Origin of the sequence: Weizmannia sp. FSL K6-3076, from assembly GCF_038007245.1 — a bacterium.
Lineage (GTDB): Bacteria > Bacillota > Bacilli > Bacillales > Bacillaceae_C > Weizmannia > Weizmannia faecalis.
On record NZ_JBBOWU010000001.1, the window covers coordinates 2,605,479 to 2,618,998 of the forward strand.

12 protein-coding genes and 2 other annotated features (1 of these 14 only partly in view) are annotated in these 13,520 nt (G+C 36.8%); all 12 genes read right to left on the bottom strand.

The annotated features are described in order from the left end of the window. Positions 1 to 46: a binding site (T-box leader), on the bottom strand (it extends 203 nt beyond the left edge of the window). 45 nt (positions 47 to 91) lie between these two features. Continuing rightward, positions 92 to 334, bottom strand: a binding site (T-box leader). Positions 335 to 606: 272 nt separating this feature from the next. After that, positions 607 to 1,788, bottom strand: a complete 1,182-nt coding sequence (locus NSS95_RS12550; protein ID WP_017551428.1) for an ABC transporter permease — start codon at positions 1,786 to 1,788, stop codon at positions 607 to 609. Then, positions 1,785 to 2,468, bottom strand: coding sequence for an ABC transporter ATP-binding protein (locus NSS95_RS12555; protein WP_014097348.1), 684 nt, complete (start codon positions 2,466 to 2,468; stop codon positions 1,785 to 1,787). The genes NSS95_RS12550 and NSS95_RS12555 overlap by 4 nt, the downstream gene beginning before the upstream one ends. Next, positions 2,469 to 3,527, bottom strand: a complete 1,059-nt coding sequence (locus NSS95_RS12560; RefSeq protein ID WP_340713927.1) for an efflux RND transporter periplasmic adaptor subunit — start codon at positions 3,525 to 3,527, stop codon at positions 2,469 to 2,471. It lies immediately after the preceding gene. Between the two features lie 187 nt (positions 3,528 to 3,714). Further along, positions 3,715 to 5,268, bottom strand: coding sequence for an IS5 family transposase (locus NSS95_RS12565; protein ID WP_265114716.1), 1,554 nt, complete (start codon positions 5,266 to 5,268; stop codon positions 3,715 to 3,717). Positions 5,269 to 6,012: 744 nt separating this feature from the next. After that, positions 6,013 to 6,237, bottom strand: a complete 225-nt coding sequence (locus tag NSS95_RS12570) for a hypothetical protein (RefSeq protein WP_061577745.1) — start codon at positions 6,235 to 6,237, stop codon at positions 6,013 to 6,015. A 20-nt stretch (positions 6,238 to 6,257) separates the two neighbouring features. After that, positions 6,258 to 6,797, bottom strand: coding sequence for a stage II sporulation protein M (locus tag NSS95_RS12575; protein WP_061577744.1), 540 nt, complete (start codon positions 6,795 to 6,797; stop codon positions 6,258 to 6,260). Beyond that, positions 6,769 to 7,488 carry an ABC transporter ATP-binding protein gene (locus NSS95_RS12580; RefSeq protein WP_340713928.1) on the bottom strand — a complete coding sequence of 240 codons (720 nt, stop codon included), beginning with the start codon at positions 7,486 to 7,488 and terminating at the stop codon, positions 6,769 to 6,771. Before NSS95_RS12580 ends, NSS95_RS12575 begins: the two co-directional genes overlap by 29 nt. After that, on the bottom strand, positions 7,481 to 9,133 hold the full coding sequence (locus tag NSS95_RS12585) for a hypothetical protein (protein ID WP_061577742.1): 1,653 nt from the start codon (positions 9,131 to 9,133) through the stop codon (positions 7,481 to 7,483). Before NSS95_RS12585 ends, NSS95_RS12580 begins: the two co-directional genes overlap by 8 nt. Positions 9,134 to 9,356: 223 nt before the next feature. After that, the gene (locus NSS95_RS12590; RefSeq protein WP_061577741.1) at positions 9,357 to 9,689 is read right to left on the bottom strand and encodes an uberolysin/carnocyclin family circular bacteriocin; all 333 of its coding nucleotides are present in this window, start codon (positions 9,687 to 9,689) and stop codon (positions 9,357 to 9,359) included. Positions 9,690 to 9,736: 47 nt separating this feature from the next. After that, positions 9,737 to 10,081 (bottom strand): T7SS effector LXG polymorphic toxin, encoded by a 345-nt coding sequence (locus NSS95_RS12595; protein WP_061577740.1) that lies wholly within the window; start codon positions 10,079 to 10,081, stop codon positions 9,737 to 9,739. Between the two features lie 605 nt (positions 10,082 to 10,686). Next, the gene (locus NSS95_RS12600; RefSeq protein WP_211062260.1) at positions 10,687 to 12,240 is read right to left on the bottom strand and encodes an IS5 family transposase; all 1,554 of its coding nucleotides are present in this window, start codon (positions 12,238 to 12,240) and stop codon (positions 10,687 to 10,689) included. Positions 12,241 to 12,690: 450 nt separating this feature from the next. Further along, positions 12,691 to 13,491: a GNAT family N-acetyltransferase gene (locus tag NSS95_RS12605; protein ID WP_061574706.1), complete on the bottom strand. Its 801-nt coding sequence runs from the start codon at positions 13,489 to 13,491 to the stop codon at positions 12,691 to 12,693. Positions 13,492 to 13,520 lie beyond the last annotated feature (29 nt).

Sequence of the window (13,520 nt, forward strand, 5' to 3'; positions counted from 1 at the left end):
CTGGAACGCTTGCCATTTGCATACTCTTCTTACTCAGCGATTTTCTTTTATGGAATTTTTTAACGGAACGCAAAAAGGGTTCCCAATCCATGTAAAGGACGGGGAACCCGCGGTGCCACCTTTATTGGCTTGATCAGCCCGGCTTTGACGGTATCAGGGAAAAACCGTAATACCTGCCTTTTGTAACGATAAGGCATTCGCCAAAGTCTACTCCGGAATCGTTTCGGTTTGGAAGCTCGGAAGCCCATTCGCCTGCACGTCATCACCGGTTCGCACCACCCACCGGCTCTCTTCGGAATCCACACAGGTTACTCTTCTTCTTCATCGCCTGAAAAATGTTTCATTGATTGATTATTATCTTAATGCTGAAAATAAGAATTGTCAACCTTCATTTCAAAAATTTTTTTATTTTTTTCAGCCCATTTTTCCAAGTAACATTTGGCGGACAAACCTTGTCTTCCTTGTGAAAAAGTGACTTGGCCTACCCGGGAAAAAATACGCGAAAGGGCACGCATGGCCACTTCGTTCGAAGAAGGGGTCCGGTTAGGACATTTTACTTTGCACATTCATCATTGTTTAGACCACTGTATTCTTCCAATCAACATCCTAACGCAAAATATCGATCAAGTTCTTATTGGCTGCATTTTTAGCCGGCAATATGCCAAATAGAATGCCGACAAAGGTAGAGACGCAAAAAGCGAGTAAAAAGCTTCCTACACCGATCACGGCACGGAAAGGTAAGAAGAGCGAAATGAGCCACGCGAGTCCACCACCTATCCCAAAACCAATCAAGCCGCCTATTCCCGTCAACAACACCGCTTCCAAAAGGAACTGGAATAGGATATTCTTTGGGGTTGCGCCGATAGCGAGACGAATGCCAATTTCCCGGGTACGTTCAGAGACAGAAATATACATCATGTTCATTACCCCAATCCCAGCAATAAACAGCGAAATCCCGGCAATTGCGCTAATGAAGTAGGTTAAACTGTTAATGACTGATCCAATGCCTTTCAAGATTTGCCCCATTTCTATATGCTCATAGCTCCCCTGCAAATGATGGCTGCCCTGCTTGTTGAGCAGGCTGACGATTTTTTTTGTTTGTTTACTGACGTTTTCCCCGCGATTGAAGACCAGTTTTAATTTATTTCCCACGTTGCTGATATTACTTTTCTTATAAACCTTTTTGGGAATCATTATATCATGAAAATCATCGGCATTTTCAAAGACTCCGATAACATGGTAGCTAATCCCATTCACGATGACAGCCGTATCTAAGGCACGATTGGGTTGAATATAAATAGAAGCCGCCAATTTTTTTGAAATTAAAGCAACAGGATCAGCGAATGTGATATTATTTTGAGAGATATTATGGCCAGCAGAAATCTCTTGTTCCGAAGAAGAACGTTTAAGAAGCTTTACTGTTACGTTTTGTTCGCTACCATTTAGCGAAGCCTGGACATCGACTGTCCCATTGTCATCGTTAATAATATGAGCCTCTGCCAGTCCGAAGCTTGCCCCGGCGGAATTTAATAACGATAGATCCGACTCATTAAAACCAGATTCGGCCGCGTTCAAATCGTCAGCATAATATTCCACGACAGTTGACTGCTTGCCCGAATTGGACGCCTGTAAATTTTTAAGAGTTGCTTTCTCAACGCCTTTACCTAAGGAAATAATCGTAATCACCGAGGCAATGCCGATAACGATGCCCAACATTGTTAAAATACTTCGCCTTCGATTCGCCAAAAGCGAACGTATTGCAGTAAAAAACAGTTCGGCTGCCCTCATTTGCTGACGCTCCTATCGCTTTCAATCCGGCCATCCATAATTTGAATCATACGTTGGCTCTGGCTGGCAACTTGGTAATCGTGCGTAACCATAATAATGGTGGATCGTAATTTTTGATTTAAGTCAAGGAACAGTTTTAAAATCTCTTGCGAAGTATGCCTGTCAAGTGCGCCTGTGGGCTCATCGGCCAGTAAGAAACTTGGCTTGGATATAAGGGCGCGGGCAATGGCAACACGCTGTTGCTGGCCGCCCGACAGCTGGGACGGCAACTTTTTAGCAATTCCTTTTAAATGCACACTTTGCAATACATTATTCACTCGTTCGCCGATGTCCTTTCGGCGGTATCCGGCATAAAGCAACGGTAAACCAACATTCTCAGCAACCGTTAAATTCGCAATCAGTTTAAAATTTTGGAAAACGAAGCCCACGTTTTGATTTCGCAACTTTGCATAGTCTTTTGATGACTTGCCAATTACCGAATTCCTCTTAAACAAGTATTCACCCTCAAATTGATTATCAAGAAAGCCAATGATATTAATGAGCGTTGATTTGCCCGAACCCGACGGCCCCATAATTGCCACGAACTCTCCTTGATTAATTTCCAAAGAAATATCCTTCAGCACATGAATTTTTTCATCTCCTTGTTGATAATACTTGTTGAGCCGTTCTAATCGAATCAATCAGTTCACCTTCGCTCCATCTTTTAGTCGTTTGTCCGGATCAGCCACAATACGATCGCCGGGGTGCAATCCGCTTTTGAGGGTGTAGAAACCGTTCTGTTTCTCTACTGCCACAGTGCGAAAACGTGCTTTTCCATTTACGACTAAATAAACGGCCGTTTGACCATTCTTTTTTATAATGGCTTTGCTCGGAAGCTTTATTTGCTTTTGTGGTATTGTGATTTGCACGCTTTGGCCTGCCATAAAGCGGCGATCCACATCGACCGTGAAGTCATACATTGAAAAGCCTTTCTTAGTAGCGGTTTTTGAGGGTATTTTGGAAATAAACTGAATGGTTGTGGTCTGCCTCTTCCCGTTTGCCAAGGCCTTAATAACCACTTTACTCCCTACACGCAACTTGTCATAGTCATATTCGGAAACACTCGACTGGACCTCTAAAGCATCCGAGCTGATGCTGTATTGCGATTGGCCGCTATTATTAGTGGACATACTCATCACACCATCAAACGGTGCTTTTAATCTGCCCTCCACTCTATTCTCCAGCTGATTTAATTGATCCTGTTGATTTTGCAAACCAGCTTCTGTATCTCGATAGGTATTCTGATCTCTTGCAATTTCAAGATTTAGCTCCTCTTTATTCTCTTCTTGGTGTACTGCTGATAATTTCTTTTTAAGATAAGCAATGTTTTGTTTTTGAACCGCTAAGTCGCGCTGCATTTTTAAAATACTCTGTTTCACCTCAGTAATCTTCTCTATGATTTCGATATTATGGGTTGTTAAGAGAACATCCCCTTTTTTCACTTCATCACCGTTCCGTACATTTACTTTTTGTACTGTACCATCCGGTATTTGCAAATTTTGTGTCTGCTTTGCTGAAACCTTCCCTGTTTCAACTAACGCCGGAGTATATTTGACCACATATTGCTCGTAATGGGGTTCGCTTTTTAAACTTGCATTCGTCCTTAAAACAATTACCAAGCACAGCACTCCAAAAAGGGCGGCAATAATAATCAAAGCAATAATGAGATTTTTCTTCCCGTTAGCTGTCTCTTCATTCATAATAAAACCTCGTTCATAAATATGTTTTTATTTCTTGTTAATAAATGTGGCTTAAAACGCAACTATGGAAATCTACTTTTTAAAATCGATAACGGCAATGACGGCTGTTATTAACGATATGCAAAGTGCGAGGAAACCAAAAATAACTGCCACCATATTTAGGGCTTGCTGAACGAATCAAATTTGGTCAGATACAAGCCAAATTCCGATTATCAAAATATAAAATAGTGTTGTGTAAAAATTTCAAAAAAAGAACCCTGAGCTTGCGCTCCAGATTCAGTATGAGGAATTGAAGGGCTACTACTGTTTCGCTGGTCTCCTGAAGGCGTGCTCGAATAAGGCCCAGCCCATACTTGCGCTTGCCTTCGCCAAATTTGCCTTCAACGGCATTACGTTCAGAGGCATCCTGCCTTGCGACGCGTTCCAAGGTTTTGTCTTCCGTTCTGGATGGGCGTCCTAACCTTGGCCCACTCAGACGAATGCCAAGAGATTTGCAGTATGCCAGATTATTACGGTTTCGGTAAATTTTATCTGCCAAGATCGCTTCCGGATAAAATCCGAACCGGTTGTAGTAGTTTTCAACAGATTCCTTGAGAGTGGTCCCTTCATTGTAATTTTCCCAGTCGAGGTGCTCAATCAAGGCATAACCATCTACGACACTGATGGCGACTTTTGAACCGAACTCCACGTTCGCTTTTGCCTTGCCGCGCACAATTGGACGGACATGTGGCTGGGAAATGCTTACAATCCGGTGGTCAACCCGGTGTGTTTTCTTTTTGTACATTTCTGCCTGTTGGCGGTAAAGTTCATGAATCACGAGAAGTTGCCTGTATTCATCTTTGCTTAAAAGAGACAGAGAGCTTTGGGAAACAAGATTTTTAATGATCTCCAGATCTCGTTTCACATATCCGAGCTGTTTGCCTACAGCTTTCCGGATTTTCCGGGCGCCAGCTTTACGTTGCTTAGCGACAGAAAGATAGTCCTTGCGGGCTCTTTTTCTGTAGGTCCGTGGCTTACGTAATTTCCCTTTGTGTGGTTCATGCAGGACATCAATGATATGTTCCAATTTCTCACGGGCTTCGTTCAACAACCCGAGGTCTGTAGGGTAAGCAATATCAGCCGGTGCACAGGTTGCGTCCAAAATGAGCTTTCCTCTGTTCTTCGTTTTGGGAGAAGCCGATTCAGTTGAATGCTTTTCTGAATCGGAACCGGAAGGCTGAAGATCGCCACGATCATGATCATGATCATTACGATCTTCATCATCATGATCGTCATCGTCGTGATCCTGATCATCATTGTTGTCGTTTTCCTTAGATGCTTCTTCCAATTGGCGTTTTTGTTCTTCCAGAACGATCCATTCATTCAGTTCGTTGATGATATTTGCGCCCAAACGTTTTCTAAAACGAGTCATCAGAGAATGGTCGAATGGGGCTTTTTCCTGGAATTCAGGCAAGCCGATAAAATACTGAAGATACGGGTTTTCTGTGATCTGTTCGACTGTTTCCCGGTCAGACAGCCCAAGCCGTTCTTTGATATAAAGAGCCCCAAGAGCGATTCTGACAGAATAAGCCTTTTCGCCTTTGAATTTCTTCTTGAAGGACTTGGCATACTTTTCTTCGGCCATCCACCAAGGAATCATTTCAGCAAGACGGACCCAGCGATTTTCTTTATTTAATTTCCCACCGAATGGTAGAAAAAAATCATCTACAAAAGTTAATTGATGTTCGGTCTTTTTGTACATCGTAACAGCCTCCAAGTGCAAGGTTTTTTACGTGTTTCCTTTGAAATCCTTACACTTTATATTCGACAAAAGTAGCCAAAATCCTTGTCAAATCTGGAATTTTTGCTTATTCAGCAAGCCCTAAATTACTATTTTACTTTCGTAATCTGGGATAATTATAATCCTTGAAGTTGAGAAACAGCTACTCCTGCAATTTTTAATAAATAGAAACACACACAATATACAATTAATACTCGTTGAGACAGTTGTGTATATTGTTTCAGTAGCTTGTATAGCACATATATGGATATATATATTAATGGATTTAAAAATAAATACAAAGGGTTATTTAAAAGTATTATTTTAGTGGGATTATTATTTAAAAAATTAAAAATAGATAACGGTATATTAATTAAATAAATGATTATATTAGCTGCACTTAAAATATAAATAAACGTTTTTTTTGTAGCATTAGCATCGAAAATTATACCGAAAAAGTACGCTATTAAGCTAGAAATAAGAATACTTATGGTAATTGCTAGAAGGTTTAGTAATAATACTATTATTAATATTGTTAAAACAGGTAGCCCTGATAAATTTTCACTTGAGGAAGTCAACAAGTTATTTAAGTATTTAAAGATACTTATCTGAAAAAGAGAGACTAAGGATAAAATAATTAAAAAATTGAACAAGATTGTCTTTGTTTTAATGGAATTGTTTTTCATTATTGTAACACCCTCTTATAGATTTTTAATATATATATCCTTAATATATAAATGCAATAACTGTAATTATTAATATTACAGGTATCAAATAGGCGAAAATTTTTAATGCTTTATTGCTAAGTGAGTCAGCTAATTGAATACACGTTATACCTATAGAGATTGTTATTAGTATTAGTCCTATAGAAGAGAAACCTGTAAAAAAAACAAGGATTAAACCTAATAAAAATAAAATTGTTTCTGTGAAACTCAAAATTTTCTTATTCATTATGAACCTCCTGTAATATGTTAAGGTGTGATATAGATTTCTATAATAGAAGAGGTTATTGTTAGAAAGATGACTACTATTAGTAAAACAAAAATGTCTTTTACCATAGTTACAAATTCTTCACTGAATTTCTTTTCTGAAAATAATATCCTGATAAGAAGTTGCATACTCTTTAATCCAATAACTCCACTCGCTATTATAGCTGGTATCTCAAATATTCCATGTGGAAGAATCTTGATTATAATTTCCAATATACTCGTACCACTAGAAAGTTTCTCACTGACTGTAAGTCCTATAAATACACCATTTGATATTAATAAGATTATGGAAATGATACCGAAAGAAAAAAAACCTATAGCTATGTTACCCATAGCAGATATATTATTAGTAAATAATTTTATTGCGCTATCAGGTATATAGACTTCTTGAGTAGTTATGTCAGATTGTTTAAGATTAAATAAGAACCCTAAAATTAAACCTAAAATTAAGCATAAAAGAGAAATTAGAAAGAGAAACGAATCCTTTTGAGAACTAGTAATTAATTTCTTTATTAACCTCATTTATATAAATATCCTTTATTTTGATTTCTAATTCTTTGATACTAAAATCTTTAACATTAAATTCTGTAACCAATATGCCCTCATGCAATATACCTATTTTATGACAAATATTGTGTGCTAGCTCTAACATATGTGTAGTAAGAATTACTGTTTTTCCCTCGGAACAAAGATTTTTCAAATGGTCTTTAATAATATTAGAACTTATCATATCGACACCAGTAAGTGGCTCATCTAATAAAAGAATGTCTGGATGGGAGATAAGAGCAGCAGCTATTGATATTTTTTGTTTCATTCCATTAGAGTAGTTAGATATCAATTGATCTTTTGAGTGAAATAAATTAAAGTCATGAAGTAATTTGCTTATCATAGTAGTACTTTGTTCTTTCGATAATCCTAAGATGCTTGCTGCAAAATAAAGATATTCTTCCCCTGTTAGATAGTTATATAACGCCGTGGTATCTGGAACGAATCCAATCTTAGAATTCCCCGAAGAGGATTCATTATTATTACTAATCTTTATATATCCTTCTGATGGCTTTGTCATCCCTGAAATAATCTTTAACAATGTCGTTTTTCCTACTCCATTAGTTCCAACAATCCCATATATAGTACCGTTATTTATTCTAAAAGAGATATTTTGCAGTACTTTCTTTTTCCCAAAGTTTTTTTTAATATTTATAGCTTCAATCATTGTTAAAAACAATCTCCTTTAAATCAAATTTCAACAAGTATAATTTGGTGATTTTATACACTAAGAATGTAATGAAAATTAAAATTATTGTTATAGATATAGCCATTGGTTCAAATGATGTTTTAAAATGCTCTTCCGTAAAATAGATGCTTATAGGAATAAAGGAATATACAATTATAAGAATTGTGTTAAGTGTATCATTATAAAAAGCTGCTTTCTTAGAATCACCTATCTCATAAAAATGCTCCCAATTTTTCTTAGGAAACAAAGCTGTAGTAGCAATTTGAACTATACCGCACAGTATTCCAAACGTATAGGAAATGCATATAATTAATAGTATGCGATAGGGATTAACATCTATTAAAAATATGGATAAGATGATCATTAATAAGGTAACAGTAAGAACAAATATATGGTATATTTTTAATTTTTCACTCACTATTTCCCACAGTGTAACTTTACGATTAATGAATAGTTGCATATTTTTAGTCTCATGATCTACAGCAAGTAAAATCCTGAGGGAATCCCCGACTATTTGATATATATATATAGAAAATAAAATAGTAATTGAAACGAAATATAAAGCTGATGAAGACGACAAAAATATTTTAATAAGAGGAATAGATATTCCAGAGATTAATGCTAAAACAGCAAATGTCCTCCCTAGATGTTCACACCACCATTCATTAAGCCTTGTAAGATAGATATAATCTTTCACAAAGAAAGGGTATCTGTTTTTAACAAATGGACTTCTTTTATAATTAGGTTTGAAACTAGCTTTATTGTTCATGTAAGGCAGTAAATCTATTTTGTGTAGAGTGTAGTACCATACGGTTAACATTAATAAGTTTGATATTAATCCTAATATTAAGATTGATATTAAAGGTAATATAAAATTTTCATTTATTTTTAAATGGTGGTTTAAATTATATGTGTGGAAAAAAGATCCCTCAACGATAACTTGGAATTTAACTAGTGATTCTTCTTGCTTTAATATTTTACTTAATAAAGTAAATGGTAATAGAAAAAGAAAAATACATGAGAAGATATACAATACAAAATTTAGTATATTGCTTACGATTAAAGATTGAAACAATTTCGAAAATAGAAAAATAAAAAAGCTAAATAAAAAATTTATAAATAGACTAATTAAGAAGTATATAAAAGTGGCTATAACTAATGCAAATATCCCAGCAGGTTCATAGCTTTTTAAAATACCTAAATAAAACGGGAAAAATAATAAAATCCAATAGAATAGGGTACTCTTAACGCTTGTTTCTAAAAATCTTGATAGCAACCTTAATATTCTAAATTCCTTGCTCTGAAAAAGCGTTTTGTTTGTATCTAATAAAAAATAAACTTTATTATTATTGTAAAAGGACAAGGCTTGGAACATTATATTTGCAATTAATAATAATAAAGAAAACGAGAACACATTGGTTTTATTAAAGTTGTCTTTGAAGTAGAAAGACAATATAAAAATTAAAGAAAATAGTATGACAGCCAACATTATAAACCAAAATTTTAATCGTTTTAACGAAACACTTAGTCCCCAATCATCGAATAATTTTCTTATATTTGATTTTCTTTCGTAAAAATAGATACTATAAATTTTTTTCCAGTTATTAAGTTTTAAAATAAACATAGTTTCAACTCACTTTATTTTTTATTACAGTAAATCTATCTAGATTTTATTTAAGTTATTTAATTAATGTAAAACCATACTTTTAAGTGCGAGAAAATTACAATAGCTCATAATTAGCTTCAGTATTTGTAGTGTTGTACTACAAATACTGAAACTGGGCTTAAGGGATCATGTGTTTAATTTGTAATTAATCTTACCAGTTAGGGGGGTAAATAAGATTAGATTACCAAGCTTTAGCTACATCTTTACCTTTTTTCTTAATCATTGCTTTAGCTGCAAAAAGCGCTGCTGAAACGCCTACTCCTGCTCCTGATGCACCAAAGATAATTCCTATAACTGCCCAAACTGTAGAACCACCTGACAACAGGTCAATAGCTAAGCCAGCAGTAGATAATTTAATACCTAATTTAGCTGCAAGATGAGCCCCAACATTTGAAATTTCAACTGAGCTTACACCAAGCTGAGTTGAAGTTACTACTAAAGATAATAAAAACATACTTACTAAACTTGCTACTACAACATTTTTAACATTAAGCTTAACTAATGTATTTTCCATATTCAACACTCTCCTTAGCTATTTATTTCCCCTCCCCTAGAAGCAGTCTACCATTTTCCAAAAAAAATGTAAAGGCTTTTTTTAGAAAAATTTGGGCTTGCTGAATAAACAAAAATTCCAGATGATTCGAAAGCAGACAGATCTTTTAGAACCTTGTTCAGCTGCTCGTTGTATTCGGATAAAAACGACTGCAGGTACAAGAGATACGGCTGGTGAAAATCCCGGAAATAGCCATGCATGGTATTGCCAGCCTTGTCTTTAAACGCACCCTCCATGTTCACAAACGAATCAATTGCCTGCTGGGGGTCCGTAATCTGTTCGGATTTTTCCTTTAAAGCACTTTGCGTATCCGTGACAACTTGTTCAAACAATTTTACATCAAGAATTTTCATTGTGTCACCGGCTCATCGCCTGGCCTTCAAAACCATCCTGATTCCATGAAAGCTGCAGATTCATAAGCGGAATGGCACTCATGTTTACACCCCAATTTTCGTAAAATCTATATAGTTTTATTATCCAGTACAGTGGGAATATTGTCAATTTAGCGAATGTAAGCAAATAGGTAAATAGAAGCAGAAGATGAGAGAACATTGCAGAAGTGTTTGTTTATTCATGGGATAATTTGAATCTTTTTAAGCGAAGAACGGGAAGGGAAGAAAGTCTACCTTGAATTGATCCCTACAACAATTGAAGTGAATAGGAAGAAACGAAGCATGAGAAAAGTTTTCAAAGTGATTGAAAGAGCCATTAGCAGAAACGGTCAAATTTTTTTAATGCCGGAATATGAATTTGAAACGTACTGACCTTGCTTGAAGTACCGATCCATGTGATCATCCCACTCTATCGTAACCATGGCACATGCGAACAGTATCACAGTGAAATCAAGTCAGAGTTGGATCTGGAGCGTCTGCCCTCCGGGAATATGGAACCAAGGGGCTTGTTCACGGATTCAGATATATGAATTATAGTTAGGGCTTGCTGAACGAATCAAATTTGGTCAGATACAAGCCAAATTCCGATTATCAAAATATAAAATAGTGTTGTGTAAAAATTTCAAAAAAAGAACCCTGAGCTTGCGCTCCAGATTCAGTATGAAGAATTGAAGGGCTACTACTGTTTCGCTGGTCTCCTGAAGGCGTGCTCGAATAAGGCCCAGCCCATACTTGCGCTTGCCTTCGCCAAATTTGCCTTCAACGGCATTACGTTCAGAGGCATCCTGCCTTGCGACGCGTTCCAAGGTTTTGTCTTCCGTTCTGGATGGGCGTCCTAACCTTGGCCCACTCAGACGAATGCCAAGAGATTTGCAGTATGCCAGATTATTACGGTTTCGGTAAATTTTATCTGCCAAGATCGCTTCCGGATAAAATCCGAACCGGTTGTAGTAGTTTTCAACAGATTCCTTGAGAGTGGTCCCTTCATTGTAATTTTCCCAGTCGAGGTGCTCAATCAAGGCATAACCATCTACGACACTGATGGCGACTTTTGAACCGAACTCCACGTTCGCTTTTGCCTTGCCGCGCACAATTGGACGGACATGTGGCTGGGAAATGCTTACAATCCGGTGGTCAACCCGGTGTGTTTTCTTTTTGTACATTTCTGCCTGTTGGCGGTAAAGTTCATGAATCACGAGAAGTTGCCTGTATTCATCTTTGCTTAAAAGAGACAGAGAGCTTTGGGAAACAAGATTTTTAATGATCTCCAGATCTCGTTTCACATATCCGAGCTGTTTGCCTACAGCTTTCCGGATTTTCCGGGCGCCAGCTTTACGTTGCTTAGCGACAGAAAGATAGTCCTTGCGGGCTCTTTTTCTGTAGGTCCGTGGCTTACGTAATTTCCCTTTGTGTGGTTCATGCAGGACATCAATGATATGTTCCAATTTCTCACGGGCTTCGTTCAACAACCCAAGGTCTGTAGGGTAAGCAATATCAGCCGGTGCACAGGTTGCGTCCAAAATGAGCTTTCCTCTGTTCTTCGTTTTGGGAGAAGCCGATTCAGTTGAATGCTTTTCTGAATCGGAACCGGAAGGCTGAAGATCGCCACGATCATGATAATGATCATTACGATCTTCATCATCATGATCGTCATCGTCGTGATCCTGATCATCATTGTTGTCGTTTTCCTTAGATGCTTCTTCCAATTGGCGTTTTTGTTCTTCCAGAACGATCCATTCATTCAGTTCGTTGATGATATTTGCGCCCAAACGTTTTCTAAAACGAGTCATCAGAGAATGGTCGAATGGGGCTTTTTCCTGGAATTCAGGCAAGCCGATAAAATACTGAAGATACGGGTTTTCTGTGATCTGTTCGACTGTTTCCCGGTCAGACAGCCCAAGCCGTTCTTTGATATAAAGAGCCCCAAGAGCGATTCTGACAGAATAAGCCTTTTCGCCTTTGAATTTCTTCTTGAAGGACTTGGCATACTTTTCTTCGGCCATCCACCAAGGAATCATTTCAGCAAGACGGACCCAGCGATTTTCTTTATTTAATTTCCCACCGAATGGTAGAAAAAAATCATCTACAAAAGTTAATTGATGTTCGGTCTTTTTGTACATCGTAACAGCCTCCAAGTGCAAGGTTTTTTACGTGTTTCCTTTGAAATCCTTACACTTTATATTCGACAAAAGTAGCCAAAATCCTTGTCAAATCTGGAACTTTTGCTTATTCAGCAAGCCCTAACTAACGGAATGTTTATTTTTGGAAATTAAAAAATATACCAAATGGAAAATAAGAGTATCCGTTTAACTGAAATATTAACTCATACACCACGTTACTTGACATGGAGCCTCTGCGGTTATGATTCTACGCAAAGGGGCAAGTTGCATGGTTCGGAAAAAGATCCTATCATGACCGCCACTCCATATCAAGTTATAATTATGCAGAAATAGATGCATACACTTAGTTGCCAAACTGTACATTTTCTGATTGCCACTAACAGGAATGTTAGCAGCTATTATAGCAATAACTATCACTACTTTTTGTAAATTAAAATTTAACATAATGGGTTATCTAACAATACCTTGTGATATTTTATACAAAGGAAATTTCCCTACTGGTGTAAATCCTAGTTTTGTAAATAATAGTTCACCTGAATCCGTAGCAGTTGCGACCGCAAATCGGTTACCGTCGGATCGAAACTGATTTAAGATGCTATTGATCATCGAAGAGGCGAGTCTCTTTCTTCTCATATCTGGTATAGTAGCTAAGTCGTAAATTCCAACATTTCCGTTCTTTGCAAAAGTCGAACAGCAAACACTAGGCTTATTTTTGTAGATTCCTAAATACATATGAAATAGTTGATTTTCTTCATTTATTAACTCCGTATATATATAACGCAATGTTTTTATTCTCTCTGAGTGTTTTGCAGTGATACCGAATCCCTGTATAAATATGTCAAACCAATCGTCAATATCGTCATTGACACATACCTTTTTCACTTGAAAATCAGTTGCAGAATCAGTACCTAAGTTATTGAGGTCTAAGTACATTCCTGTCAACTCAGCTTGTTTTTTAAAATGGTTCTGTTCTAAAATCTGGCACAAATTATAAGGCTTAGATGTAGGTCCTACAATCCAACTCCATAACTTGTTGCTCATTCGTAATTGGTTTATGAGGTCTACTATGTCATTTTCATTAGAAAAGTTAGTTTGTACAATACGATGGTAGTCTCGAATAGAAATATATTTTAAATTTTTTGAATAATAATATCCTTTATCGCCGTTGTAATGCCGAAAATGCATGACAAAATCAATATTGTTATAATCAATAGCTCTTAACATATCCTCATTAGTTACAGAAAGTGTCAAAACTAACATCTCCTTTTTATGGTGTAGCC

What these genes read in the sequence shown, in the direction of transcription:
- NSS95_RS12550 (WP_017551428.1), bottom strand. Translation starts at nt 1,788, where the DNA reads ATGAGGGCAGCCGAACTGTTTTTTACTGCAATACGTTCGCTTTTGGCG.
- NSS95_RS12560 (WP_340713927.1), bottom strand. Translation starts at nt 3,527, where the DNA reads ATGAATGAAGAGACAGCTAACGGGAAGAAAAATCTCATTATTGCTTTG.
- NSS95_RS12565 (WP_265114716.1), bottom strand. Translation starts at nt 5,268, where the DNA reads ATGTACAAAAAGACCGAACATCAATTAACTTTTGTAGATGATTTTTTT.
- NSS95_RS12570 (WP_061577745.1), bottom strand. Translation starts at nt 6,237, where the DNA reads ATGAATAAGAAAATTTTGAGTTTCACAGAAACAATTTTATTTTTATTA.
- NSS95_RS12575 (WP_061577744.1), bottom strand. Translation starts at nt 6,797, where the DNA reads ATGAGGTTAATAAAGAAATTAATTACTAGTTCTCAAAAGGATTCGTTT.
- NSS95_RS12580 (WP_340713928.1), bottom strand. Translation starts at nt 7,488, where the DNA reads ATGATTGAAGCTATAAATATTAAAAAAAACTTTGGGAAAAAGAAAGTA.
- NSS95_RS12585 (WP_061577742.1), bottom strand. Translation starts at nt 9,133, where the DNA reads ATGTTTATTTTAAAACTTAATAACTGGAAAAAAATTTATAGTATCTAT.
- NSS95_RS12590 (WP_061577741.1), bottom strand. Translation starts at nt 9,689, where the DNA reads ATGGAAAATACATTAGTTAAGCTTAATGTTAAAAATGTTGTAGTAGCA.
- NSS95_RS12595 (WP_061577740.1), bottom strand. Translation starts at nt 10,081, where the DNA reads ATGAAAATTCTTGATGTAAAATTGTTTGAACAAGTTGTCACGGATACG.
- NSS95_RS12600 (WP_211062260.1), bottom strand. Translation starts at nt 12,240, where the DNA reads ATGTACAAAAAGACCGAACATCAATTAACTTTTGTAGATGATTTTTTT.